Here is a 24208-nt window from a genome sequence, read left to right as displayed (position 1 = left end):
ACAAAGAAAAGGGGAGCAAAAACATGACGTTCTTTTCACGGGTTCTGACGGCGACATCAGCCGCAGCCATCATCGCGACGGCCGGCATCGCGCATGCCGAAGACAAGAAGTGGACGACGGTGACGATCGCCACCGAAGGCGCGTTCAAGCCCTATAACTTCACCAAGCCGGATGGTTCGCTCGATGGTTACGAGATCGAGCTGACCAAATATCTCTGCGACCACATGAAGGTCGAGTGCAAGATCGTCGTCCAGAATTTCGATGGCATGATCCCGGCGCTGAACGCCGGCAAGTTCGACGCCATCATCTCCGGCATGTCGGCGACGGCCAAGCGCGAAGAGGTTATTGCCTTCAGCGATTCCTACGGCTCCACCGGCCAGGCCTTCGCAACCTCGAAGACGGGCGATCTCGCAAACCTGCCTGAAAAGGGCCAGGTCTTCTCGCTCGCCAGCGATGAAGCAGGCGCTGCTGCCGAGATCGAAAAGATCAAGCCGGCGCTGCAGGGCAAGACGATCGGCGTGCAGACGGCCTCAACCGCAGCGACCTTCGTCGACAAATATCTGAAGGGTGTCGTCGATGTCAGAGAATACAAGACGACGGAAGAGCATGATCTCGATCTCAAGGCCGGTCGTGTCGATATCGTCATGGCGTCAATGGCCTATCTGAGCACGGCTTCCGAGAAGCCAGGCAACGAGGACATGACGACCACCGGCCCGCGCTTCCAGGGCGGCTTCCTCGGCCGCGGCAGCTCCGTTGGCCTGCGCAAGAGCGACACGGAGTTGAAGGCCATGTTCAACGACGCAATTACCGCCGCCAAGGCGGATGGCACGATCAAGACGCTGTCGGAAAAGTGGTTCGGCTTCGACGTCACGCCGAAGTGAGTAAATTTACGATTGATACCCGGCGAGTGAAATTCGCCGGGTATCGCCATTCAGCCTGTCATCGGCGCCTGCGCGTAGCGTTCCACCGATCTCCTTGATGGCAAAGACGGCGGACCAGCCATAGCGCTCAACGTTCCGTCGCGGAATATTCAATGGATAGAGCCTTGCAGCGCTCGTAAAGCGGCGCCTATACCGCTATTCGTGTGGCTGCGAGTATTGCGATCGACAAGCCCGATATTGGGACCGAACCCATTGCGAAGGAGTAAGCTATGGCCAATCTTCCCGATATGACGAAACACCGCGGCTTTCCATCGGGCATGCCGGGGAGCGGCATTCAGTTCACCATCCGGCGCGCCAATCCCAGGGGCGTGACGCCGATCAAGGCCCTGCCCCGCCGCGCCCGACCCGGCACGGCAGAGCACCGGGTCGATGCAGCCTTCCTGCATGCACTCTGGCATCATTTCGGGGCAGAGCCCTTCGAGCGTGGCAATCTGGACGCGGCTCGGCTCAACCTGCTCTTTGGACGAGAAGTGGTGGCTGTCGACAAGGATTTCGATCCGATGTCCTATGAGGCGATGCTCGTCATCGACGAAAAGGTAGCACGTCAGAATTTCCCGGAATCGTTTGAAGATGTCATGGAAGTTTGATGAGAGCGCTGACGATGGGCACTGAGCGTTGGGGCCACGGCCATCATCATCGGAAAACCGAGCACATAGCGATTGGCCATGTTGTCTCAAACAGAGCTGCCAATAAATCCCTTATGGCGCGAAGCTTCGTGGGTTTCCAAGAATGAAATCGTAAACCGGTTCAGGCTGTCCCGGCCCGGTCGTCCGCAAAACCGGCGGAACGCTTGCTGATGCTTCTGCTCTGTCAGCAAGCATCGCTGGCGACATTCCGAGTGCCTGCGAAAAGGCCTCATGCGGGACTTTCGATAGTTGACGAAACAGCCCGGCGGCGCGGCCGGCATGACGCAGGGCCGGTGCGCGCTTGCCTTCGCGGATCTTCACGCCGGCAGCAGAGAGCAGGATCAAGCCCTTAAGCAAGGTGCGCAGCGCACTGCCTTTCGCCGCGACCTGCCAGATCCCTTCCCAGGCCTCATGGGCTTCCCAGTAATAGCCGTGGTTGAAAAGGTCAGAGCCCCACGCGAATTCATCGGAATCGAGTGTCGGAAGAATCGGCGCAGGCTCGACCCGGTAACTGTGCCCTGCCGGATCCCTTACGGGATGGGGCATTCGGCCGGGCAAATAGGCGTAGCGCGGAAAGCTTCTCTGCGGCAGTAGACGAGGACGTTGCATAACCTCAACAATCATCATGCCGGTGACCATGATCGCAAGCGAAGCTGTGCGCAAGCCGGCCGACAAATCGCTTCGTCGCCCGCCATTGGATCGGCTTTCCCTATAAGCGCGGAACGACGTCGCCCACGCACGCCGATCGTCCTACGACAGGGCCTCGTCTACGGCGATTTGTGCCATCGCAAGTGCTGCTTCGCGGGTTTTTGCCGCCGCGACGAAGAGGCCCTTGTGGCAGAAGGTTGCTCCTGCGACGCCGCAGGCGCGCTCGAGTTCCTGGCCGGTCAATCCCGCCCAGGATGCGGGCAAATCGGCGCGCAGCTCGAAGCCCTCGTCTGCGCGGCGGATACCGGTCAGGCACCAGTCGTTTTCCCGGGGGTGAACGACGAAAAGCAGATGATCGGCCTTCGCCCTTACGATCGCCGCACGAAAAGGCATGCCCATCGGCAGTTCGAGGACGCGCCCCTCGCCTGTTTCGTTGATCGCCTTGAGAACGAGGGCTTCGGCGCGCAGCTTGGCATCCTGCGTCGCGATACCGGCCTCGACGAAGCTTCGTGCGATCGAAAGGGCGGCATGGAACGCCCTGTCATCGGCCTCGGGATCCTTGGCATCGAAAACCGGCTTCAGGGTTTCCAGCAAGACCGGCAGCGTAAGGCCAGCCAGCTCGCCTGCGATGGAAGGATCAAGTGCACCATTGTCGGTCAGATCGACCGGCAGGACAAACTTGGCGTCGAACGAAGCATGCACCGATGAAACATGCGCTTCGGGCACTCCCAGAGCTGCAAGATAATCAGCCCCATAGTGTTTCCAGACCAAGCCGAAGGAACTGTAGGGCCGTCCGTCCCCACGCACCGGCGCGCCACGCTGATGGTGGTCGAAAATACCTGCGGCGGGATCATACTGCCCGCCGACGTCGTAGATGATGCGATCGGCGGCCGGTGTGGTCCATTCGACATTTCGGCTGCGAATGATCCTGGCCTCAGGGAACAGCCGGGTCAGGATGACGCTCGAAAGCAGCTCGTCGGCGTGGAAGCCGCCGGAATGCGTAACCAAGTATGAAGGGGTCATTGTCAGATGCGTCTCTCGGAACCGGGACTTTGTTGCTCGTCCTGATAGCCTGCGTTGGTCGCGAGCTCAACAGCGGGTGCGGGAAGCGACAGAATTCTTTCGATCCGGATAGCTTGGAGGCATCTCGGACGTGATGCAGCCACAATGCTGCAGTAGTACCGTAAACATCCGAGGATATTGTATCCTCGATGATGCAGGCTCCGTTGCCCGATTGCCGACGCGCGCTTGCGACCTTCCCATCAGCGATTTATAGCAGCCGCAGTGGAGTATTGCTTCTGCGCGTGGATCTCATACAGACCAGATCAGAACGACCCCATCTGCTGGCGGAAACGCCGCCTCGCCGATCGCTGACGCACCTTGCCGCAGTCTCCTAAGACAGCGCATCAATTGCAAGCTGCGCAGAGCACTCAAGCAATCATTTTCAGACAATCAGGAGCGAACCCTCGTGGTTCGGATCTATCATGAATAATCACCATTTCGCCCACCCCAATAGAAGTGCTACACCATCGAGGCAGCGCCTGCTGGATCGACACAAGCAGTACCTTCAGTTTGCCGAGCTGAAGTCTTTGGCCGGCGACCGGATCGGCGCAGAAAATGACTACCAGCATGCCGAACATTTCTTCCGCAGCGCTGCCCAACAGAAAGACGCCGACTGACTATGAACGCAACGATGACGGCCGGCCAAGACGCCGGTGCCGAAAAAGCCTGGCTCAAGATTCTCTCGAATTACCGAAAACCCAATACAGGCCGAAGCCTGTACGAACTGGCTGTGACCCTGATCCCGTTTATCCTTCTTTGGGCAGCAGCGTGGGTTGCGATCCACTTCGGCTATTGGCTCGGCTTAATCCTCGTCGTCCCTGCCGCCGGATTCCTCTTGCGGCTCTTCATGCTGCAGCATGATTGCGGGCACGGCTCGTTCTTCGGACGGCGTCAGTGGGATGACTGGACAGGGCGCGTGATCGGCGTTCTCACGCTCACACCCTACGACTATTGGCGCCGCGCGCACGCAGAACACCATGCCTCAGCCGGCAATCTGGATGAGAGGGGGGTCGGCGATATTACCACGCTGACGGTCGAAGAATATCGCGCCCTGACGAGGCGAGGAAAACTCACCTATCGCCTATACCGGCATCCCCTGGTCATGTTCGGCATTGGCCCTGCCTATCTTTTTCTCTTCAAGCAAAGACTGCCGTTCGGCATGATGCGCTCCGGCATGTTGCCCTGGCTTTCGACGATGGCGACCAACGCCGGCATCGCTGCACTGGCCATTCTCCTCATCTGGGCCGTCGGCATCGTTCCCTTTCTGCTGATCCATCTGCCAATCGTTCTGCTTGCCGGATCGGCTGGTGTCTGGCTGTTCTATGTTCAGCACCAATTCGAAGACACACACTGGTCCAAGCCGCCGGAATGGACGTTCCCCTATTCCGCCATGCATGGCGCCTCGCATTATGATCTGCCGCGCCCTCTGCGATGGATCACCGCCAATATCGGCATGCACCATGTCCACCATCTGTCGAGTCGGGTGCCATTTTACCGGTTGCCGGAGGTGCTGCGTGACTATCCGGAGCTGGCTAAACTTGGGCGCATCAACATTCGTGACAGCCTCAGCTGCGTGAAACTCATCCTCTGGGACGAGACGGCACGACGGCTGATTTCGCTGCGTGAGGCAGAGGCGCGCGCCTAACAGTAACCCCAGGGCGCACAGCAATCGGTCAGCTCAGATTTTTCAGATAGAGCGAGAGCAGCTGCGTCTGCGAGGAGATGCCGAGCTTGCGGTAGACGTTGCGGCGGTGAACCTTCACCGTTCCCGTCGAGATGTTGAGCTTCAGGCCGATCGATTCCGACGAATGGCCCTGCAGCACCAGTTCGACGATTGCCGTTTCGCGGCCCGTGAGGTTGAGGTCGTGCCAGACGGTATCGGCGCGCGGGATGCCCTCGCTTTTGCGGCGGCTCCTGCCTCTCGCGGCAAGCTGCGCATCGAAGCGCGGCGCGAGCCCGGCCCAATAATGTTTCACCATGCTGGCCACGAGCGGCTCGACCTTCTTCAGCGTGGCGAATTCGGCGGGCGGGAAAGCGCCGGTCTTTTCGCGCCGCATCAGCGACAACACGACCGTGATATCGCCACCGACAGGTACGAAGAAGCCGATTTCCTCGGCAAGTCCGGTCTGGACGTAATAGGTGCGATAATATTCGCTGGAAAAGAACCGGTCCGGCGCCAGCTCACGCATCCTGAAGACGCCCTCCCGCCGTTCGCGTGCGGTATGATAGAAGGGATCAAGCAGGTAAGGACCGGCCTGATAGAGTGTCACGAAAACGACGTGCTCATCGCGATCGAAGGTGCTGTAGAGATCGATCGGCCGCTCTTTTCCGCGATAGGCGAAGACGACGACATAGTCGAAGCGCACAAGTGCGGCCATCATCTGGCGGAACGTATCGCCGAAGCCCGCATCCGTCATGACTGACTTGCCGACCGTGGCATTGAAAGCGGCAAACAGCGTCTCCAGGTCGATACTCACTAGCCCTTCCCCTCCGCCGTTCCGCGTAATTTCGCGCAGCCCGGATATACACCTTCCATGAAACGTTGTGCGCCTAAATACCTCTCTCGGGGTATATACCGCGCAGGAAGCTCAGGCTTACTCTTTCCTTAACGACGGTGGCAATAAGGCAGCGATAGACTGCCATTCCAACCAACCGCAGGGAACAGACGTGGCATCCGCTTCGACGAACGATATCGAATTCCGTTCGGTCACAAAGAACTATGGCGCCGTGACCGCCGTAACGGACATCAACCTTACTGTGCCCAAGGGCGCGTTCCTGGCGCTGCTCGGGCCCTCCGGCTGCGGCAAGACGACCTGCCTGCGCATGATCGGCGGTTTCGAGCAGCCGAGCGAAGGCACGGTGCTGATCGACGGGCGCGAGATGAACGGCGTTCCGGCCTATCGCCGACCCGTCAACATGGTCTTCCAGCACTATGCGCTGTTTCCGCATTTCAATGTCGAGCAGAACGTTGCCTATGGGCTGAAGCAGATGCGCCCGAGAATCGGGTCGGCGGAGATCGACCGCCGTGTCGCCGAGGCGCTCGAAATGGTCCGACTTGGCGGCTTTGCCAAGCGGCGTATTCATGAAATGTCGGGCGGCCAGCAGCAGCGTGTGGCGCTAGCCCGCGCCATTGTCAATCGCCCCTCCGTGCTGCTGCTCGACGAACCTCTGGCTGCACTCGACAAGAAGCTGCGCTCGGCGATGCAGATCGAATTGCAGACCCTGCAGCGAGAACTCGGCATCACCTTCGTCCTCGTCACCCACGACCAGGAAGAGGCGCTTTCGATGGCCGACGTCGTCTGTGTGATGAGTGCCGGGCGCATCCGGCAGCTCGGAAGCCCGCAGGAAGTTTATGACCGTCCGGCCGATCTTTTCGTCGCCGATTTCGTCGGCAAGACCAACCGCATCACTGCCGCGATGGAGCCTGATGGCACGACCCTACGGCTGGCGGACGGGTCCGTGATGGCCTCCGGCAAACGGTTGGCGCCCGGAGACGTCATCGCTGCGCTCCGCCCCGAGGCGATCCATATGACACGTAGGGCGGCGACCGGCACGTCGTTCAAGGGTACGGTGACGCACCGCATCTTCCTCGGCTCGTCGGCGGAATATGCCGTCAGCGTACCGGGGCTTGGCGACTTCCTGATTACAGCCGATCGCCGCAGCATGAACGAGAGCGATCTCGTGGAGCCGGGCGAAGAGGTTTTCCTCGGTTTCGACCCTGCCGCCATCCATGTCTTTCCAGCATCGAATACATAAACCAAAACAAGGGAACAGCATCATGAGCAAGGATTATAAGGACAATCTGCCCATCTCCGCCGAGGGCTTCATGGACGAGTTCATGCGCCTGAAGCGCGGCTCCGTCAGCCGCCGCCACTTCCTCGGCATTACCGGCCTCGGCCTTGCAACCGCCGTACTGTCGCGTTTCCCCGGTGCGCTGTCGGCGCCCGCCTACGCAGCAGAAGATCTCGGCACGCAGATGTCGATCGCCACATGGCCGAACTACCATGACCCGGCAACCTTCGAGAATTTCAAGGCGGCAACCGGCGTTGCCGTCGAGGTCAACGTCTTCGGCTCGAATGAGGAAATGCTCGCCAAGCTGCAGGCCGGCGCCTCCGGCTGGTCGCTCTTCGTGCCGACCAACTACACGATCTCGACCCATCACAAGCTCGGCCTGATCGACGAGCTCGACCTTTCGAAGATCCCGAATTTCAGCCAGGCGAGCGAAAGCCCGCGCTTCACCAAGGAAGGTCAGATCGACGGCAAGACCTATGCCGTGCCGAAGAACTGGGGCACGACCGGCTTCTCCGTCAATACGTCCAAGATCAAGACCAAGCTTTCCAGCTGGAAGGATTTCTTCGAAATCGCCCAGACGGAAGCCGATGGCCGCGCCATGGTGCATGACTATCAGTTGACGACGATCGGCAGTGCGCTTGTTTCGCTCGGCTATGACTTCAATTCGATCAAGGCTGACGAGCTCGCCAAGGCGGAAGAACTGATGATCAAGGTCAAGCCGCATCTGTTCGCCATCAATTCCGACTATCAGCCGTCAATGCGTTCGACCGATGCATGGCTGACCATGTGCTGGACCAATGACGGCGCGCAGCTCAACCGCGACATGCCGGAGCTTGCCTATATCCTCGGCACCGACGGCGGCGAAATCTGGACCGACTATTACGCAATCCCCAAGGATGCGCCGAACAAGGCTGCCGGCTACGCGCTGCTCAACTATCTGATGGACCCGCAGAATGCGGTGAAGGAGCACATTGCCAACGGTGCGCCGACCACAGACAGCCGCGTCATCGCGCTGCTGCCGAAGGAGGTCACGTCCAACAAGATCGTCTATCCGGATGAAGCAGCATTAACCCCGCTGGAATTCGGCGCCGCCGTCACGCTCACCGATCCGGGTCGCGCTGAACTAATGGCGCGTTTCAAGTCGGCCTGACACCACCTGTGAATGCCGGTCTCCCGCGGCTTACTGCGGGAGCCGGTTCAGCTCCTTGATCCGGCGGATGAAGACCAAAGCCATGCCCCTGCCCCACGCCACCAAACGGCGCCTGATCACCGTCGCCCTTGTCGGCCCGGCCAGTATCTGGCTGTTCGTCTTCCTGGTGCTGCCCTTCATCGCCATTATCGTCTTCGCCTTTGGCGAGCGCGCACCTGAAGGAGGTTATCAGGCGGCCTTCACCTTCGAGCAGTTTGCCAATCTCGGCGCGCGGTCGGCAGCCTTCGTCAACACGCTGATCCTGGCGCCGATCGGGGCGGCTGCCTGCCTCATCGTCGCCTATCCGGTCGCCTATTATCTCGCGGTCAAGGCAAGCCCGCAGCGCCGGCTGCTGCTCGTCTCGCTTGTCGTGGTACCCTTCTGGACCAGCCTGCTGGTGCGCACCTATGCCTGGATGTATCTGCTCGGCGCACGCGGCATTCCGCATCTGCTCGAATTCGTCGGCATCGAAAATGTCAGGCTGATCAATACACCCGGCGCTGTGCTGCTCGGCATCGTCTACGGATACCTGCCGCTGATGATCATGCCGATCTACGTCAGCCTTGAAAAGCTGGACCGCAGGCTGCTCGAAGCTTCGGCCGACCTTGGTGCGAAGCCTATCTCGACCTTCTTCGGTATTACCCTGCCGCTATCGCTGCCGGGTGTGATGACCGGCGTTGCGCTGGTGACGATCCTGCTTCTCGGCGAATATCTGATCCCGCAGCTTCTGGGCGGCGGCAAGGTGTTTTTCATCGGCAATGCGCTCGTCGATCTCTTCCTGCAATCACGCAACTGGCCGTTCGGTTCGGCAATTGCTGTCACGCTAGTTGCTGTCGTCGTCATCGTCCTGCTCGTCGCCATGCGCATCGCCTGGCGCGTCGCCGGTACGCGGCAGGTGGATCTCATCTGATGCGCGCGCTCGTCACCTTCGTCTATCTGTTCCTCTACACGCCGATCGCGCTCGTCGTGCTCTTCTCCTTCAATGCGGGCCGCAACGCCAGCGAGTTCACCGGCTTCTCGACGCAATGGTATGGCCGGGCTCTATCCAATACATTCCTGATGGAGGCGCTGCGCAACAGCCTGATCATCGCGGTCACCAGTGCGGCACTGGCGGCGATCTTCGGCACCATGGCCGCGATCGGCATGGAACGGCTCGGGGCACGGACCCGAGCGATCTTCGACGGGCTCTTCGCAGCCGCGATCGTCGTGCCCGGTGTCGTCATTGGCATCGCAACGCTGGTAGCCCTCGTCGAAGTTTTCGGCTTCATCAATCCTGTCATCGCCGCCCTCTGGCCGGGCGAGCAGCCGCCGAAGCTGGCACTCGGTTACGGCTCGATCATTGCTGCGCACGGGCTCTTCACCATGGCGCTGGTGACGATGATCGTGAAGGCGCGCATCGCGAGCCTCGGGCGCGATATCGTCGAGGCCTCCAGCGATCTCTACGCGACACCGTTCACGACCTTTCGGCAGATCGTGCTGCCGCAAATCATGCCGTCGATCCTGGCGGGTTTTCTGCTCGCCTTCACCTTTTCCTTCGACGATTTCATCATCGCCTTCTTCGTGGCGGGCTCCAACACGACGCTGCCGATCTATGTCTTCGCCTCCATCCGCCGCGGCGTGACACCTGAAATCAATGCTGTCGCCACGATGGTGCTGATCGCCTCGCTTGCCCTTATTTTCATCGCGCGCTTCCTGATGCGCGAAAAGACAACGACAAACTGACCGGGGAAATGCCATGATACTGAGAGATCGCGTTGCAATCGTCACGGGCGCAGGCTCGGGCATCGGTCGGGCCGGTGCACAGATCATGGCGCGCGAAGGCGCCCATGTCGTCGTTGCCGACATCAATTTCGCAAATGCCGAAGAAACCGTCGGTCTGATTGTCGAGGCAGGCGGCCGCGCCGAAAGCCTTGTGGTCGATGTCACCGACGACAGGGCGCTTGAAATCGGCATTGCCGCTGTTGCTGCACGTCACGGCCGCATCGACATTTTGCATAATCACGCGGGTGCGCAGGTGGCCGGCGATCTGGAGCAGGTTGCCATCGAAGGTTTCGACAAGTCCTGGAGCCTGAACGTGCGGGCGCATTTCATGGCCGCGCGTTTCGTCATGCCGATCATGAAAAAGGCAGGCAAAGGCGTAATCCTCAATACGTCCTCATCGTCAGGCGTGCTCTACGACCGCGAAATGATCGCCTACACGACGACCAAACATGCTGTTATCGCCATGACCCGGCAAATGGCGGGCGACTATGCAAAATTCGGCATCCGCGTGAATGCACTCTGCCCCGGATGGGTCGACACGCCATTCAACGAACCGTTCATTGCGCAGATGGGTGGACGCAGCGCCATTGAAGGCTACATCGCCGAGAAGGTGCCGCTCGGCCGCTGGGCGGATGTTTCGGAGATTGCCGAACCGATCCTGTTTCTCGTTTCGGACCGCTCCTCCTACATGACGGGGCAAATCCTCGTCGTCGATGGCGGCGAGACCGTCGTTTAGACTGACTGGAAGGTCAGTTGCACCTTGCAGGCCAGCGAACGGTCGCCAGCAATTTCGAAGGCTGAAACGGCGTCTTCGAGGGGCATTCTGTGGCTGATGATCGGCCGCACATCGATCTTCCGGCGGGAAATCAGGTCGACGGCGGTCGCAAACTCCTCGTGAAAGCGCTGCGTTCCGTGGATATGCAGTTCCTTGCCGACAATGGCGTTGAGAGGCACCGGAACGTCGCCGGTGACGCCGACCTGGACGATGGTGCCGCGCGGCCGGACCGCCGCAATCGCGCTACGGATGGCCGGGGCGGCAGCAGAACATTCGAACACGAGATCGAAATAGCCTTTTCCTGCCTGGAATTCGGCAAATGACTTTGCATCCCGCACCACGTTGATCGTGCGGCTGGCGCCTATGGCTTTCGCCCGCGCGAGCGCTGCGTCGGCAAGATCCGTGACGACGATTTCGCCGGCGTCATAATGGCTGATAACGGCAACCATCAGGGAGCCGATCGGTCCGGCACCCGTCACCAGGACTTTCTTCCCGGCAATGCCGGGTGCGCGCGATGCGGCATGCAGGCAGACGGATAACGGCTCGCTGCAGGCCGCTTCCGCAGGCGTTATCGAGGCTCCAACCTCAACGCATTGTTTGGCCGGCACCACCAGCCATTCCCGAAACATGCCCTGCTCATGCGGCAGGCGCATCGCACTGCCCATGAAGCGCATTTCCAGGCAGTGGATCGGCAAGCCGATACTGCAATATTCGCAAGCACCGCAGGGCTGGCTCGGATTGACGGCGACCAGCGTTCCGGCCTTCAGGGTGACGCCCTCACCTGCCTGCTCCACGGTTCCGGCGGCCTCGTGGCCGGGTATCATCGGCTCGCGAACCCTGACCGGTCCGAAACCGCCATCCTGGTAATAATGCAGGTCGGAGCCGCAGATGCCTGCGGCTGCCATCTTCAAAAGCACTTCGCCCGGACCGGGGGCCGCGACCGGATCAGTCTCGATCCTGAGATCGCCCTTTGCATAAAGCCGTGCCAGACGGGTGCGCATCACATTCTCCTATTTCAGAAGCCCAAGCTGCTGTGGCAGCCACAGGGATATCGAGGGAACGAAGGTGATCAGGATCAGGGCGATGAAGAGCGGCGCAAGCCAGGGCAGGATCGCCATCGTCGTGCGTTCGACGGACAGTTTCGCCACCCGCGACAGCACGAAAAGTACCATGCCCAGCGGAGGGTGAAGCAGCCCGATCATCAGGTTCAGGGTCATGATAAGGCCGAACTGTACCGGATCGATGCCGAATTTCGCGACGATCGGCAGAAGGATCGGCACGAGGATGGTAATGGCCGCGATTGTGTCCAGAAAGCAGCCAACGAAGAGCATCAGCAGGTTCACGAGGATCAGGAACACCCACTTATTGTCGGTGATCGACAGGATCGCGTCGGACAGAAGCTGGGCAGCCTGGCTCACCGTCAGCAGCCATGCGAAGACCGAAGCGGCAGTGACGATGAAGAGAACGGAAGCCGTTGTCTCGATCGTGTCAAAGCTCGCCTTGGCAAGTGTCGAGAACGTCATCGTGCGATAGCGCACGAGGCCGAGGAACAGTGACCAGAGCACAGCGGCGACGGCCGCTTCCGTCGGCGTGAACCAACCCATGGTCATGCCGCCGATCAGGATGACCGGCGTCATCAGCGCCATGACGGCGGAAAAGCGGAGATACCAGTCGAGCGCCAGAAGCACGACAAGCGCGATGCCCGCCGCAGCATTCATCGATACGCCTGATCGCATCATCACGTAGATCGATAGCGGTACGAGCAGGACCACGACGATCTCCAAACCTGCGGAAAGGAGCTGTTTGACGTCGAAAGGCGCATCGGAACCCCAACGCTTTATGTAGGCAAAGGCCGCAACTGTGATCATCATCAGCAGCGTCATGACGACGCCCGGCAGGATGCCCGCCATGAAAAGAGCGCCGATCGAGACATTCGCCATCATGCCGTAGATCACGAAGGGCAAGGACGGCGGGAAGATCGGACCGAGCGTSGCMGASGCSGCYGTKACKCCGACYGCRGCYTCRACSGGGTAGCCGTGRTCCTTCATCGCCTTGATCTCGATSGTGCCGATRCCGGCSGCATCGGCAAGCGCAGTGCCCGACATGCCCGAGAAGATGACGGAACCGATGATGTTGACCTGTGCGAGGCCACCTTTCATCCAGCCGACGAGCGCGACGGCGAAGGAATAGATGCGGCCGGTGACACCCGCCGAATTCATCAGGTTGCCGGCAAGGATGAAGAAGGGAACAGCGAGAAGCGGGAAACTTTCGACGCCTGCGATCATGCGCTGGGCGACAATGATGTCGGGGGCAACGCCGTAGAGGACGATATAGAGAACAGATGCGACGGCCATCGATATCGCGACGGGCACGCCGATCAGCATCAGCACCAGAAATGAGCCAAGCAAGAGCAGCATCAGGTCATCCTTCGACAGCGTGGAATTCTTCGGGGCGCTCCAGAACGGAGTAGCCTCGGCGCATATTGGCGATGAAGACGATCACCGCACGGATCAGCATCAGCACGAAGGCTGCAAGCACGCTGTAGAAGACGATGTTGCGCGGCAGGTCGACGGTGACCATCTGCTCGTCGGCGACAATCTGCACATAGCGCCACATCAGATAGCAGCCATAGGCGAAGAAACCGATGCGGACGATATCCACGAAGGTTGCGAGAACGCGCGCAAGACCTGCCGGCATGTAATGATAGAAGACGTCCACCTGGATATGGCGCGACGTGCGCACGCACATGACGGCGCCGAGAAAGACGACGCCGATCAGGCAATTGACGGCGATCTCTTCGGTCCAGGCATAGCTGTTGTTCAAAACATAGCGGGTGAAGAACTGCAGGAAGACGCAACCGGCCATCAGCCAGAAGACGATCAGGGTGATCCAGTCTTCGATGGCGTAGTCCGAGATATTGGCGGTGGGCGCATGCCCCTCGAATTCATGGCCGATCTCCTCGGCAGTGACTTGCGTATGGACTTCTTGTGACATGATCGGCCTTGTTCCGGTTGGGAAGGAAGGGCGCGCGGCGCTCAGGCGGCGCGCCCTCGGGCACTTACTGGATCGCGCGGATCGCTTCCCAATCGGCCTTTTCGTAGCCGAAGTCCTCGAACTTGACCTTTTCCGCGACCGTCTTCTCGAAATCGGCCTTGTCGACCTCGGTGACGCTCAAGCCCTTCTCCTTGAAGGTGGTGATCAGGCTGTTTTCCCTGCCTTCGATGGTCTTGGTCGTGCGCACGGCAGCTTCCTGCATGACTTCGCCGAAGATCTTCTTGTCTTCGTCCGAAAGGTTCGACCAGAGCGTCTTCGAGATCACCGTATTCAAGTGATCGACGATGTGGCCGGTCAGAATGATGTTCTTCTGGACTTCGTAGAACTTCTTGGCCTCGATCGTCGTCAGCGGGTTTTCCTGGGCCTCGACCGTGCCGTTCTGCAAGGCGAGATAGACCTCGGCAAAGGCGATTGGCGTGGTGTTGGCGCCGCAGGCGCGCGGCATGGCGAGGTAGGCCGGAACATCAGGCACGCGGATCTTCAGACCCTGCATGTCGGCGCATTTGGCGATGGGCTTGTTGGCCGTCGTATGGCGCGTCCCGTAATAGCTGACGGCGGCGATATGGTTGCCGGTCTTGTCCTCATAACCCTTGGCCAGGCGCTTGAAGACGTCGCTCTTGGTGTAGGCGATCAGGTGTTCCGGGCCGCGGAAGATATAAGGAAAATAGGTGACGCCGATCGGCTTATAGTCGCGGGCGGCAAAGCTCGATCCGGAAATGATGATGTCGACCGTTCCGAGCTTGAGGCCCTGGTTGATATCGGCTTCCTTGCCGAGCTGCGAAGCCGGATAGACCTCGATCTTGTAGCGGCCGTTGGTGCGCTTGTTGATCTCTTCCGCGGCCCAGAGGGAATCCGTGTGGAAAGGTTCCGATGTCTCGTAGACATGGGCCCATTTCAGCACCGTCTGGGCATGTGCGATCGCAGTCGTCGCCATGATTGCGGCGGCAGTGCAGAGTATCGTCGTCAGTTTCAACTTCATCGCTCTCTCCTCCTGAAATTTCGTTAAGTGGCTGCTTTTCCCTTGTTCGGCCCGGCCGTGTGGCCGCGCCCCTCCTCGCCCGAAAACTCCTCCCCGAAGCTTTCGGAAAATCTCTTCTGTGAATTCGTGAGATGCGTGCGCATGGCCGCCTTCGCCCCTGCCGTATCGCCGGCGGCGATCGCGTCGCGGATAGCCCGGTGCTCTTCCAGCGCGCTGCGCCACGACACCGGTCCTTCGAAATGGCTGGCGAGCTTCTCGAAATAGGGCGTCATGCGCATGTCGAACATCTCGCCGGTGACGCGGATCAAGGTCGCATTGCCGACGATTGCGGCGATGCCGATATGAAAGGCGCGGTCGGCGACAAGCACGGCGCGCGCATCCTCCACCACGCCGCTCATCGCTCTCAGCGCCTCATCGAGAACGGCAATGTCCTCAGGGCGGGCGCCTTTTGCGGCCTCCTCTGATATTGCGCATTCGATGATGGCGCGGGCCTGCAGCAGCTCGAAAGGCCCCTCCACCGGTTCGCGCTCGCTGCCGGTCGCTTCGGCCGCATGTTTGCGCGTGACATAGATGCCGGAGCCCATGCGGATATTGATGTATCCCTCGACTTCCAGCACGATCAGTGCTTCGCGCAGCGTGGGGCGCGAAACCGAAAGCTGCTCCGCAAGCTCGCGCTCGGCAGGCAGCCTCTGGCCGACGGCGAGTTCGCCTCGGATAATCATCATACGAATCTGGTCCGCCACCTGCCTGTAGAGGCGGCGTGATTCAACTGCCGAAAACATTATGGCCTCCCCGGCACGCTTCTCCTCAAGCGCACAACTGGTCAACTGGCCTGACCAATTGATCCGAAGCTATCATCGGGGAAGTTGTGCGTCAATCCGACGCATGCACTCAGACCGGGCTGGCCAGTTGATAAGTGGACGCAAGGGTTCTAAGGGCCTCGACCGTCGCCGGATCCAGCGTCACGCCATGTTTTTCCCGCTCGGCGGCAACAGCCCATTCCCGATCGCCAGGCGCCATCACCCTGAAGCCTTCACGCGGCGGAGATGCCCTCAAGGTTTCGATGTAGCGTTTCATGGCAGCGTCAAAGATTTCGATATCGAGGAAGGCTGCAGGGTTCAGCGCGATGACGAAGGCACCCAGCCCGCGCGGTGTCGAGAAATCTGGCCCGGGCATCGGAGCGATATCGAAACTCAGCTTCATGCCTGTGAGCACGGCGCTCAGAATCTCGGGAATGCCTGCAAGCCCGGCGCCCTTGAAGCCGAATTCGCCGCCGAGCGGCGCCAGCATGTCGGCCACATCGGGATCGGTCGTGTCATACCCCCGTTCATCAGAGGCGACTCCTTCCGGCAGTTGGCGACCGAGGCTGCGATAGAGCAGCACGCGGTTATAGGGCAAGGCGCTCGTCGCCATGTCGAAGAGCCACGGGTTATCTCCCGTGACCGGCACAGCGCAGGCGATCGGATTGGTGCCATGAAAGCGCATGGCGCCTTCGTGCAGACGCACGAAGCTATCGGAATTGCAGAAGGCAAAGCCGATGAAGCCGCGTTGGGCGGCATCGAACGCATAGGCACCTGCCGGTCCGAAATGCGAGGAATTGCGGATCGCAACGGCACCGATCCCGAATTCCCCGGCAAGACGCGTCGCATGCTCCATGGCCGTATAGGTCGCGAGCGCACCATGGCCATTATCCGCATCGAGCGAAGCGACGGCGCCGAAAGTGTTTACCAGCGCGAGATGCGGGCGCGGATTGAGGCGTCCTTCGGTCAACCCTTTCAGATAATGAGGGAGGAGGCGCACACCGTGGCTGTCGATGCCATAGCGCGTACCATGCAGCATTCCCCGTGTCGCTGCATCTGCAGTCTGTTGGTCGGCACCGGCCGCGATAAAGACCTCTCGGCAGAAATCCTCGATCGTTGCCAAGGACGCCAGGGCGCCAGCGGGGTTTTTGCTGTCAGTCGTCATCGGCCTCAATCCGTTCGGGTGGATCGTCTGCAAACTCTAGCGCGCTGACGAGAAGATTCGATAGCCGCACTGCGCCTGAACCTGCACTTCTTTCAAACCCCTGTCCGACTTGTGCAAACGTCACGGCTTGCCGAGCGACAGGCGGAACTGCCGGGGTGTCGTGCCGGTTCGCTGCTTGAAGATGTCGTAAAACCGGCTGCTGGAGCCGAAGCCGCAGTCAAGGGCAATCTCCAGGATCGAGTCCTCGGTCTCAGCCAGCCGCTGCATTGCTCTCGCGAGACGATAACGCGTCAGATATTCCATTACGGAAATGCCGAGCACATCGCGAAACGCCCGGTTGGCGGTGGTTGGATGCACGTTAGCGCGCTTTCCAAGATCCGCCAGGCTGAGCGGCTCGGAAAAATGCCGGTTGATCAGGTCGGTCAGCACCTCTGAATGGCGGATGGCGGGGCTTACCGGCGTCGCGGCGGCTGCGACGGACGAGCCTCGATCATCGGCGTGATCAAGGATGAGCCGGCGCACCCTGAGCTTAGCCTCGTCCGCGATCAACTGGCGCCGGACGGGATCGCCCTTGCCCCATTCCTCGACCCAGGCAGAGACGGTGAGCGGCGTCGTCTCGCGGCGGCGGGGCTCGACCACGAAGGCGCCTTGCATGATTGCCTGTCTCTCCTTCTTGTCGATGGAGAGCGCGAGAAAGTCGACGAGCGGAAGGTAGATGCAGATGAGCGGCGCCTCCGGGGTGACCAAGATCGTCTGGTGGGGAATGGCCGCCCAGAAGAGCACGAGACGCCCGGATTCGACCCGCTCCTGCCGGCCATTGAAGAGATAGGTCATTGCGCCATCGAGAAGCAGGTTGATCTCGACATGGTCGTGCCAATGCGCAGCGCTCATGGCATCTGCCGTGTGGCGCTCGATCAGGAAGGTCCGCGGCGACCCCGCCCACTCGCCGCTCCTGTTGAAATGATCGTCTTTCATGCGTCCAATGCTTCAATCCGGGAATACTCCCTTCAATAACAGGAAGAAATTCTGATTTGGAAGAGGCACGACTATGGCGACCTTGATTTGTGGGAGACCGAAATGCCGAAGATTTGCCTCGTGGGTGCGGGCAGCACCGTTTTTGCGCAGAACATTCTGGGGGATGTGCTGTCCACACCCTCGGGCAGCGACTATGTGATCAGCCTTTTCGACATCGACCCCGAGCGGCTGAAGACATCGGAGATCGTTGCGCGGCGCATCTGCGAGGCGCTCAATCTGCAAAGGGTAAAGATAGAGGCCACCCTCGATCGTCGCGAGGCGCTGCGCGGATCGGATTTCGTTATTCTGATGATGCAGGTCGGCGGCTACAAGCCGGCTACTGTGACGGATTTCGAAGTGCCGAAGCGATACGGCCTGCGGCAGACCATTGCCGATACGCTCGGCATCGGCGGGATCTTCCGCGGACTTCGCACCATTCCGGTGCTGGAAGCGATCTGCCGCGATATGGAAGACGTTTGCCCGGACGCACTGCTGATGCAATATGTGAACCCGATGGCGATCAATTGCTGGGCTATCAAGGAACTGGCGCCTTCCATCCGCACTGTTGGACTTTGCCATAGCGTGCAGCATACCGCCGCCCATCTCGCCTCCTGCCTCGACGAAGACATTGCCAACATCAACTACATCTCAGCTGGCATCAACCACGTCGCCTTCTTCCTGAAATACGAGAAGCTGCATGCCGATGGCCGACGCGAAGATCTTTATCCCCGCCTGAAGGCTCTCGCCGGCGAGGGACGCGTGCCGTCCGACGACCGGGTGCGTTTCGATGTCCTGAAGCGGCTCGGTCATTTCGTGACGGAATCCAGCGAGCATTTCTCCGAATATACGTCCTGGTACATCAAGGACCGCCGTCCGGAGCTCATCGACAAGCTCAACATCCCGCTCGACGAGTATATCAGCCGCTGCGAGCGGCAGATTTCAGAATGGCATGCGCTGCGCCGGGATCTCGAAGGCGACAAGCCGATCGAGGTCTGCCGCAGCAACGAATATGCCGCGGGCATCATCCACGCCGCCGTCACCGGCAATCCGGCGCTGATCTATGGCAATGTTCCGAATAACGGCCTGATCGAGAACCTTCCGGCCGAATGCATCGTGGAAGTGCCCTGCCATGTGGACAGGAACGGCATCCAGCCGACCCGCATCGGCAGGATCCCCTCGCAGCTCGCCGCTGTGATGAAACTCAGCATCTCGGTTCAGGAACTGACCGTTGAAGCAGCATTGACGGGAAAACGCGACCGCATCTATCAGGCAGCTCTGCTCGATCCGCATACATCGGCAGAACTGTCGCCGGACGAGATCTGGGGCCTGGTCGACGACCTGATCGAGGCCCACGGCGACCTCCTGCCCAGATATAGCTGAGATCGGCCACAGGCCTATTCGCTCACCAAACAACAGCCAAGAGGCACGTCGTCATCAGAGACGGCGTGCCTTTCTTTTTGATCCTGCACTACCAGATCGGCCAACATGAAAAAGATCATAAACGATCAGAATCTTGATTGACATTGATCGTATTGAGTGGGAACTTTGATGCAAAGAAGCACAATTGCAGCAGGGGACAATCTGTGAACCAGACTGGCGGCGTGAAGACTGATCGGCTCGATGCCATCCGCAGCCATCTCTACGCGAATGGCTTTTCCACCATTCAGGACTTGGCCGATGCTGTCGGCGCCTCCTTGGCAACTGTGCGGCGCGACCTGCAAATTCTCGAACAGGATGGCGCGATTGACCGTGTGCACGGCGGTGCCCGCATCGCCGAGGGTTCCTCGGTCGAAATGGCCTTCCAGGAACGGGAAAAGCGCCAGCTTTCGGCCAAGCGTGCGATCGCCAATGCGGCCTATGAACTGCTTCTGCCCCGCACGGCGATCTTCCTCGACGCTGGCACGACGGTTCTTCAGCTTGCCCGGCTCATTCGCATCAATCCGATGCCGCTCCGCATCTTCACCAACGGCCTGATCGTCGCTCAGGAATTTCTCAACATTCCGAACCTCGAAGTCGTGCTTCTCGGTGGCCAGCTGCGCAGCGAAAACGCCTCGCTCGTCGGCCCGCAGGCCGAGGCGATGCTCGAAACGATCTGGTTCGATCAGCTGTTTCTCGGAGCAAGCGCCATCAGCCCAGACGGCGCGATCTACAGCGTGGACAGTGCCGAAGCCAGCCTGAACCGGCGCATGCTCACCCGCTCTGCCAACGGCTATGTGCTCGCCGATTCCTCGAAATTCGGGACGATGGCGACTTACAAGGTCGCGCCGCTGAACACCGCAAAGCTCATCACCGACAAGGGGCTGACACCCCAATGGCGCGCCGAACTCACCAACTTCGGTATTGACGCAACCTATGCCGAACTCGGAGCAAAAGAATGAGTAACGAGCTGATCCTCGGCATCGATGGCGGCGGCAGCAAGGTGCTCGTCACACTGGCCGACAGAGACGGCCGAATTCTGCGCACTGCGCTCGGCGGTGGTGTCAATCCGATGGACAATCCGGACTGGCGGCAGGAGCTGGAGCGGCATATCGAACCGTTCCGCAATGAGCCAGGACTGGCCGCCGTCGGAGCTGCCCTGCCCGCCTATGGCGAAGTAGCGCATCTCTCCGCGCTCCAGGAACAATGCATTGACGACGCCTTTCCGGATATCCGCGGGATCGTGCTGAATGACGTCGACGCCGCCCATCTCGGCGCCTTTGCCGGGCGCCCGGGCATCCTCGTTCTGTCGGGTACTGGTTCCATGTCCTGGGCGCGCAATGGCGCGGGCGCCTCCGCACGCGCAGGCGGCTGGGGCGATGTTATCGGCGACGAGGGCAGTAGCTATTGGATCGGCCGCGAAGCTCTGCATCTCATCAGCCAAAGCCTTGACGGACGTGCCAAACCGACCGTGCTGGCGAAGGCCATTTATGACCATCTCCAGCTCGACATCACCGATCCGATCAACGCGCTCGAGGGCTGGATCAGCGGGCTCAAGCGTCCACGTGCAGGTATTGCAGCGCTCTCCGTCCTTGTCGACCAAACAGCGAGCCAGGGTGACGAAACCGCAATCGGCCTGATCGAGAAGGCAGCCGAGGAGCTTGCCAAACACCATTGGGCGATATCAGGCCATTGTGAAACCGGCGCCGACTGGACCTATGCGGGCGGCACCTTCTCCAGCCGTCTTTTGCTTGAAGCCGTCGAACGGCGGATCGGCCGGCGGGCGGTTTCACCCGTACTTCCCCCCATTGGCGGCGCGCTTCTGGCCGCCGCCCAACTTCTCGACTGGCCGCTTGACGAGCGCTGGTTCGGGCAAATCGCGGTCGCGGCAGAAGCTGTGATCGCGCGATCAAGACAATGACTGTCAACGATAAAGAAGGATGGGAACATGCGTAAATTGATATTGCCTTTGCTTGCCTCCGCCGCCCTTGCCATCGCCCTGCCTGCCTTGGCGGACGACGCCAAGCCACTTGCCGGCCAGTCTATCACGGTGCTGATGCCATCTCCGCAGGGCGCCACGGTTGCGGCCGATTTTGAAGCCGCGACCGGCATTCATGTCGATCTCCAGACCCTCTCCTGGGACGATATCCGCCCGAAGCTGGTAACGGCGCTCGTCGCCGGCACGGCACCGGCCGATGTCACCGAATTCGACTGGTCATGGACGGGTCAGTTCAGCGCCGCCGGCTGGTACATGCCGCTGAACGACGTGATCGACAAGGATAGTGTCGATGATATTGGCGTCGCCAAGATCTTCACCGTCGACGGTCAGTTGCTCGGCGTACCCTACACCAACGACTTCCGCGTCATGCTCGTCAACAAGAAGCATTTCGCGGACGCCGGCGTTACCGAGATGCCAAAGACGCTCGACGCGCTGGTCGAGGCCGCAAAGAAGATCAAGGAGAAGGGCATCTCCACCTATCCAATCGGCCTGCCGCTCTCGGCGACCGAAGGCGCTTCCACCAGCTGGTATCTGCTGACCAAGGCCTTCGGCGGCGAACTCTTCGACAAGGATTTCAAGCCGCTTTTCCTCACCCCCGATTCGGCCGGCTACAAGGCGCTCGCCTTCGAATTGAAGCTCTTGAAGGACGGTCTGGTCGATCCGGCCTCGACGGGCCTCAAGGACAGCCAGATCAACGAGAGCATGTTTGCCCAGGGGCTGACCAGCATCATGATCTCGGGTGAGCCCGGTCGCCTGGGCCAGATGAACGACCCGAAGCAGTCCAAGGTCGCCGGCCAGGTGGAAGCGATCCTCGTACCGACCGAAAGTGGTCAGACCCGCAGCTTCGGTCTTCCGGAAGCGCTCGCCATTCCGAACGTTTCGCAGAACAAGGAAGCGGCGGTCGCCTTCGTCAAGTGGTTCACCAGCAAGGAGTTCCAGAAGAAGAATGCCGCAAACGGCTTCCTGCCGACGCGCACTTCGGCTCTCGCCGAACTCAATACGGAAGGCAAGCTGACGAGCGGCGACGCACTTGTCGCACAGTCCAAGACCGTCGAGCCTTTGTTCCAGCAGGGAACGCCGCCGTGGTATCCGCAGTTTTCGAGCGCGGTGAACACGGCGATCAACAGCGCGGCAAAGGAGCAGGTCACCGTTGATCAGGCCATGCAGAGCATCGCCGATGCAGCCAAGCAGGCGATGGCGCAATGACAACAGCCACCGCTGAAGGTGTCGCAGCCAAGCGTAGTGTCGGCCTCAACGCCGACACCATGCTCGGACTGCTGCTGGTGCTGCCGATCCTCGTGACGATGGCAGCTCTGGTCTTCTATCCGATGGGACGGACGGTCTGGGACTCGCTGCACCGGGTCAATCCGATGCAGGCCGGAACGCCCTTTGTCGGATTGGAAAATTACATACGCATGCTGTCGGATGGACAGCTGGCGACGACCTGGACGAATACCCTCATCTACGTCGTTCTCGCCGTCGCTGCCGAAACCATCTTCGGCGTGCTTGCCGCAGCGCTCATCAATCAGATGAAGGTCGGGCGCCAGTGGGTGCTTGCGGCCGTCATCCTGCCCTGGGCGCTCCCCGGTGTCGTCAACTCCGTCATCTGGCTATGGATCTATCAGCCCGGCGCCGGCCTGTTGAACGGCATCCTCGTCGCACTTGGCCTGCCTTTCGAAAATCATGTCTGGTTCAACGACCGGACGAGCGCGATCATCGCGGTCACCGTCGTGCATGTCTGGCGCATGATGCCGCTGACGATCGTCATCGTGCTTGCCGCCATGCGGAGCATCCCGGCGCATCTCTACGAGGCTGCCCGCATCGACGGTGCGACGCGCGTGCAGATGTTCAGCCTGGTCACGCTTCCGCTGGTGCGCAGCGCCATCGCCGTTGCCATGACGAACGCGACGGTCAATGCCTTCAACCTTTTCGACGAGGCCTGGGTGCTGGCCGGATCGAGCCTCGAAACGCGGCCGATCCTCGTGCAGATCTATCTCGAGACGTTCCAGAACCTTCGCTTCTCCTACGGGATGGCGCTGTCGGTCGTCATTACGCTGGTGTCGCTGCTCGTCTCGCTCGTCTACGTCCTCCGCGTCTATCGCAACACACGGTTCGACTGATGAAACCAACCATTCTCTATCGCCTGATGATTTGGGCCGGTCTTGCGGTGCTGCTGATCTGGTCGCTCGGCCCGATCTACTGGACGATCGCAAGTTCCGTGACGCCGACGGAAGATTTTTCCACGCGGCCGATCCATTTCTTCCCGCAGCATTTCACGCTCGACCATTATTCGCGCCTGCTCGGAATCAACATTGCGCGGATCGGCGGGGTGGAAGTATGGAAGCAGTTCCGTGCAGCGCTGCTCAACAGCGTGATCACGTCTGCCGCCGCCACGGCTCTCTGCGTCGCGATCTCGGCACTCGGCGCCTATGCCTTCACCCGGATGCGCTTTCCCGGGCGTCAGCTTCTGTTTGGCGCTGTCGTCGCGACGCTGGCCATCCCTGCCTATGCGGTGCTGATCCCGCTCTATCAGATCATGATCGGGATGCATCTGGTCGACACCTATACCGGGGTCTCGCTGATCTATGTCTCAGCCTATCTGCCGCTCTCCCTCTGGCTGTTGCGCAGCGTCTTCGAGCAGCTTCCAATCGCGCTCGAAGAGGCGGCACAGCTTGATGGCGCGGGTCGCCTATTCATCTTCTTCCACATCGTGCTGCCACTCGCCGGACCCGGTCTGACGGCGGCCGCCATCCTCACCTTCCTTGGGGCGTGGGGCCAGTACCTTGTTCCCCTCATCTTCTCACCGCAGGCGACGAAACCACTGACGGTTCTCATTCCCGAATTCGTCACCAAGAACTTCATCGACTACGGGCTGATCACGGCAAGCGGATCGATTGCGATCGTCATCCCTGCCCTGGTCGTCATCTTCCTCAACCGGTACCTCGTCAGCGGTCTGCTGGCTGGTTCGGTCAAATAATCGGAGACAT

Annotated in this window: 25 protein-coding genes; 15 read left to right on the top strand and 10 right to left on the bottom strand. The window is 60.3% G+C overall.

The features are described from left to right. Positions 1 to 23: 23 nt before the first annotated feature. Both AC1DM5_RS29515 and AC1DM5_RS29510 read left to right on the top strand, forming a co-directional pair. Complete coding sequence (locus AC1DM5_RS29515; RefSeq protein ID WP_477821225.1) at positions 24 to 881, top strand: transporter substrate-binding domain-containing protein; 858 nt, start codon at positions 24 to 26, stop codon at positions 879 to 881. 269 nt (positions 882 to 1150) lie between these two features. Beyond that, positions 1151 to 1528 (top strand): hypothetical protein, encoded by a 378-nt coding sequence (locus AC1DM5_RS29510; protein WP_477821224.1) that lies wholly within the window; start codon positions 1151 to 1153, stop codon positions 1526 to 1528. Positions 1529 to 1639: 111 nt separating this feature from the next. Here the strand turns inward: AC1DM5_RS29510 and AC1DM5_RS29505 are convergent, their stop codons facing one another. Further along, complete coding sequence (locus tag AC1DM5_RS29505) at positions 1640 to 2242, bottom strand: DUF309 domain-containing protein (protein ID WP_477976354.1); 603 nt, start codon at positions 2240 to 2242, stop codon at positions 1640 to 1642. Between the two features lie 75 nt (positions 2243 to 2317). Beyond that, positions 2318 to 3238, bottom strand: coding sequence for an MYG1 family protein (locus AC1DM5_RS29500; RefSeq protein ID WP_477821222.1), 921 nt, complete (start codon positions 3236 to 3238; stop codon positions 2318 to 2320). Positions 3239 to 3699: 461 nt separating this feature from the next. Here AC1DM5_RS29500 and AC1DM5_RS29495 point away from each other — a divergent pair, with 461 nt between their 5' ends. Beyond that, entirely contained in the window at positions 3700 to 3894 is a 195-nt protein-coding gene (locus AC1DM5_RS29495; RefSeq protein ID WP_477821221.1) for a DUF4167 domain-containing protein, read from the top strand. A 2-nt stretch (positions 3895 to 3896) separates the two neighbouring features. Continuing rightward, positions 3897 to 4922 carry a fatty acid desaturase gene (locus AC1DM5_RS29490; RefSeq protein ID WP_477821220.1) on the top strand — a complete coding sequence of 342 codons (1026 nt, stop codon included), beginning with the start codon at positions 3897 to 3899 and terminating at the stop codon, positions 4920 to 4922. A gap of 28 nt (positions 4923 to 4950) precedes the next feature. Here AC1DM5_RS29490 and AC1DM5_RS29485 read toward each other — a convergent pair whose 3' ends face one another. Further along, positions 4951 to 5754 (bottom strand): helix-turn-helix transcriptional regulator, encoded by an 804-nt coding sequence (locus tag AC1DM5_RS29485; protein WP_477821219.1) that lies wholly within the window; start codon positions 5752 to 5754, stop codon positions 4951 to 4953. 190 nt (positions 5755 to 5944) lie between these two features. Between AC1DM5_RS29485 and AC1DM5_RS29480 the strand changes: the two genes are divergently transcribed. The 5 genes from AC1DM5_RS29480 to AC1DM5_RS29460 all read left to right on the top strand — a co-directional run bounded on the left by AC1DM5_RS29480 (position 5945) and on the right by AC1DM5_RS29460 (position 10755). Next, positions 5945 to 7033, top strand: coding sequence for an ABC transporter ATP-binding protein (locus AC1DM5_RS29480; protein ID WP_477821218.1), 1089 nt, complete (start codon positions 5945 to 5947; stop codon positions 7031 to 7033). 22 nt (positions 7034 to 7055) lie between these two features. Then, on the top strand, positions 7056 to 8219 hold the full coding sequence (locus tag AC1DM5_RS29475; RefSeq protein ID WP_477821217.1) for a polyamine ABC transporter substrate-binding protein: 1164 nt from the start codon (positions 7056 to 7058) through the stop codon (positions 8217 to 8219). A gap of 82 nt (positions 8220 to 8301) precedes the next feature. Continuing rightward, complete coding sequence (locus tag AC1DM5_RS29470; protein WP_310382134.1) at positions 8302 to 9168, top strand: ABC transporter permease; 867 nt, start codon at positions 8302 to 8304, stop codon at positions 9166 to 9168. Next, positions 9168 to 9980, top strand: a complete 813-nt coding sequence (locus AC1DM5_RS29465; RefSeq protein ID WP_477821216.1) for an ABC transporter permease — start codon at positions 9168 to 9170, stop codon at positions 9978 to 9980. Before AC1DM5_RS29470 ends, AC1DM5_RS29465 begins: the two co-directional genes overlap by 1 nt. A 13-nt stretch (positions 9981 to 9993) precedes the next feature. Continuing rightward, positions 9994 to 10755, top strand: a complete 762-nt coding sequence (locus AC1DM5_RS29460) for an SDR family NAD(P)-dependent oxidoreductase (protein ID WP_477821215.1) — start codon at positions 9994 to 9996, stop codon at positions 10753 to 10755. Here the strand turns inward: AC1DM5_RS29460 and AC1DM5_RS29455 are convergent. From AC1DM5_RS29455 to AC1DM5_RS29425, 7 genes are all read right to left on the bottom strand, one after another. After that, positions 10752 to 11795, bottom strand: a complete 1044-nt coding sequence (locus AC1DM5_RS29455) for an L-idonate 5-dehydrogenase (RefSeq protein WP_477821214.1) — start codon at positions 11793 to 11795, stop codon at positions 10752 to 10754. The two genes, AC1DM5_RS29460 and AC1DM5_RS29455, sit on opposite strands and share 4 nt — an antisense overlap. Before the next feature lie 9 nt (positions 11796 to 11804). Next, entirely contained in the window at positions 11805 to 13211 is a 1407-nt protein-coding gene (locus tag AC1DM5_RS29450; protein WP_477821213.1) for a TRAP transporter large permease, read from the bottom strand. A gap of 4 nt (positions 13212 to 13215) precedes the next feature. Beyond that, positions 13216 to 13788 (bottom strand): TRAP transporter small permease, encoded by a 573-nt coding sequence (locus tag AC1DM5_RS29445; RefSeq protein ID WP_037098769.1) that lies wholly within the window; start codon positions 13786 to 13788, stop codon positions 13216 to 13218. Between the two features lie 64 nt (positions 13789 to 13852). Then, positions 13853 to 14827, bottom strand: coding sequence for a sialic acid TRAP transporter substrate-binding protein SiaP (locus AC1DM5_RS29440; RefSeq protein ID WP_113184450.1), 975 nt, complete (start codon positions 14825 to 14827; stop codon positions 13853 to 13855). Positions 14828 to 14850: 23 nt separating this feature from the next. Then, the gene (locus AC1DM5_RS29435) at positions 14851 to 15609 is read right to left on the bottom strand and encodes a FadR/GntR family transcriptional regulator (RefSeq protein WP_477821212.1); all 759 of its coding nucleotides are present in this window, start codon (positions 15607 to 15609) and stop codon (positions 14851 to 14853) included. 109 nt (positions 15610 to 15718) lie between these two features. After that, positions 15719 to 16792 carry an Ldh family oxidoreductase gene (locus AC1DM5_RS29430; RefSeq protein WP_477821211.1) on the bottom strand — a complete coding sequence of 358 codons (1074 nt, stop codon included), beginning with the start codon at positions 16790 to 16792 and terminating at the stop codon, positions 15719 to 15721. 120 nt (positions 16793 to 16912) lie between these two features. Further along, complete coding sequence (locus AC1DM5_RS29425; RefSeq protein ID WP_477821210.1) at positions 16913 to 17767, bottom strand: helix-turn-helix domain-containing protein; 855 nt, start codon at positions 17765 to 17767, stop codon at positions 16913 to 16915. A gap of 102 nt (positions 17768 to 17869) precedes the next feature. On the opposite strand from AC1DM5_RS29425, the gene melA reads away from it, so the two are divergent. The 6 genes from melA to AC1DM5_RS29395 all read left to right on the top strand — a co-directional run bounded on the left by melA (position 17870) and on the right by AC1DM5_RS29395 (position 24198). Continuing rightward, complete coding sequence (gene melA, locus AC1DM5_RS29420) at positions 17870 to 19186, top strand: alpha-galactosidase (protein WP_477821209.1); 1317 nt, start codon at positions 17870 to 17872, stop codon at positions 19184 to 19186. A gap of 203 nt (positions 19187 to 19389) precedes the next feature. Continuing rightward, positions 19390 to 20184, top strand: coding sequence for a DeoR/GlpR family DNA-binding transcription regulator (locus tag AC1DM5_RS29415; protein WP_477821208.1), 795 nt, complete (start codon positions 19390 to 19392; stop codon positions 20182 to 20184). Then, on the top strand, positions 20181 to 21143 hold the full coding sequence (locus tag AC1DM5_RS29410) for an N-acetylglucosamine kinase (RefSeq protein ID WP_477821207.1): 963 nt from the start codon (positions 20181 to 20183) through the stop codon (positions 21141 to 21143). The genes AC1DM5_RS29415 and AC1DM5_RS29410 overlap by 4 nt, the downstream gene beginning before the upstream one ends. A gap of 27 nt (positions 21144 to 21170) precedes the next feature. Beyond that, positions 21171 to 22427 (top strand): ABC transporter substrate-binding protein, encoded by a 1257-nt coding sequence (locus tag AC1DM5_RS29405; RefSeq protein ID WP_477821206.1) that lies wholly within the window; start codon positions 21171 to 21173, stop codon positions 22425 to 22427. Continuing rightward, the gene (locus tag AC1DM5_RS29400; protein WP_477821205.1) at positions 22424 to 23341 is read left to right on the top strand and encodes a carbohydrate ABC transporter permease; all 918 of its coding nucleotides are present in this window, start codon (positions 22424 to 22426) and stop codon (positions 23339 to 23341) included. The genes AC1DM5_RS29405 and AC1DM5_RS29400 overlap by 4 nt, the downstream gene beginning before the upstream one ends. Further along, positions 23341 to 24198 (top strand): carbohydrate ABC transporter permease, encoded by an 858-nt coding sequence (locus tag AC1DM5_RS29395; RefSeq protein WP_477821204.1) that lies wholly within the window; start codon positions 23341 to 23343, stop codon positions 24196 to 24198. The genes AC1DM5_RS29400 and AC1DM5_RS29395 overlap by 1 nt, the downstream gene beginning before the upstream one ends. The last annotated feature ends 10 nt before the right edge of the window (positions 24199 to 24208 follow it).

It is taken from the genome of Rhizobium sp. 01T437, from assembly GCF_056398505.1.
The sequence above is the reverse complement of the archived record's forward strand: the minus strand, read 5'-3'. Positions and strand labels throughout refer to the sequence as shown.

What these genes read in the sequence shown, in the direction of transcription:
- AC1DM5_RS29465 (WP_477821216.1), top strand. Translation starts at nt 9,168, where the DNA reads ATGCGCGCGCTCGTCACCTTCGTCTATCTGTTCCTCTACACGCCGATC.
- AC1DM5_RS29515 (WP_477821225.1), top strand. Translation starts at nt 24, where the DNA reads ATGACGTTCTTTTCACGGGTTCTGACGGCGACATCAGCCGCAGCCATC.
- AC1DM5_RS29400 (WP_477821205.1), top strand. Translation starts at nt 22,424, where the DNA reads ATGACAACAGCCACCGCTGAAGGTGTCGCAGCCAAGCGTAGTGTCGGC.
- AC1DM5_RS29405 (WP_477821206.1), top strand. Translation starts at nt 21,171, where the DNA reads ATGCGTAAATTGATATTGCCTTTGCTTGCCTCCGCCGCCCTTGCCATC.
- AC1DM5_RS29510 (WP_477821224.1), top strand. Translation starts at nt 1,151, where the DNA reads ATGGCCAATCTTCCCGATATGACGAAACACCGCGGCTTTCCATCGGGC.
- AC1DM5_RS29410 (WP_477821207.1), top strand. Translation starts at nt 20,181, where the DNA reads ATGAGTAACGAGCTGATCCTCGGCATCGATGGCGGCGGCAGCAAGGTG.
- melA (WP_477821209.1), top strand. Translation starts at nt 17,870, where the DNA reads ATGCCGAAGATTTGCCTCGTGGGTGCGGGCAGCACCGTTTTTGCGCAG.
- AC1DM5_RS29470 (WP_310382134.1), top strand. Translation starts at nt 8,302, where the DNA reads ATGCCCCTGCCCCACGCCACCAAACGGCGCCTGATCACCGTCGCCCTT.
- AC1DM5_RS29500 (WP_477821222.1), bottom strand. Translation starts at nt 3,238, where the DNA reads ATGACCCCTTCATACTTGGTTACGCATTCCGGCGGCTTCCACGCCGAC.
- AC1DM5_RS29445 (WP_037098769.1), bottom strand. Translation starts at nt 13,788, where the DNA reads ATGTCACAAGAAGTCCATACGCAAGTCACTGCCGAGGAGATCGGCCAT.
- AC1DM5_RS29395 (WP_477821204.1), top strand. Translation starts at nt 23,341, where the DNA reads ATGAAACCAACCATTCTCTATCGCCTGATGATTTGGGCCGGTCTTGCG.
- AC1DM5_RS29455 (WP_477821214.1), bottom strand. Translation starts at nt 11,795, where the DNA reads ATGCGCACCCGTCTGGCACGGCTTTATGCAAAGGGCGATCTCAGGATC.
- AC1DM5_RS29490 (WP_477821220.1), top strand. Translation starts at nt 3,897, where the DNA reads ATGAACGCAACGATGACGGCCGGCCAAGACGCCGGTGCCGAAAAAGCC.
- AC1DM5_RS29475 (WP_477821217.1), top strand. Translation starts at nt 7,056, where the DNA reads ATGAGCAAGGATTATAAGGACAATCTGCCCATCTCCGCCGAGGGCTTC.
- AC1DM5_RS29425 (WP_477821210.1), bottom strand. Translation starts at nt 17,767, where the DNA reads ATGAAAGACGATCATTTCAACAGGAGCGGCGAGTGGGCGGGGTCGCCG.
- AC1DM5_RS29440 (WP_113184450.1), bottom strand. Translation starts at nt 14,827, where the DNA reads ATGAAGTTGAAACTGACGACGATACTCTGCACTGCCGCCGCAATCATG.
- AC1DM5_RS29495 (WP_477821221.1), top strand. Translation starts at nt 3,700, where the DNA reads ATGAATAATCACCATTTCGCCCACCCCAATAGAAGTGCTACACCATCG.
- AC1DM5_RS29460 (WP_477821215.1), top strand. Translation starts at nt 9,994, where the DNA reads ATGATACTGAGAGATCGCGTTGCAATCGTCACGGGCGCAGGCTCGGGC.
- AC1DM5_RS29435 (WP_477821212.1), bottom strand. Translation starts at nt 15,609, where the DNA reads ATGTTTTCGGCAGTTGAATCACGCCGCCTCTACAGGCAGGTGGCGGAC.
- AC1DM5_RS29430 (WP_477821211.1), bottom strand. Translation starts at nt 16,792, where the DNA reads ATGACGACTGACAGCAAAAACCCCGCTGGCGCCCTGGCGTCCTTGGCA.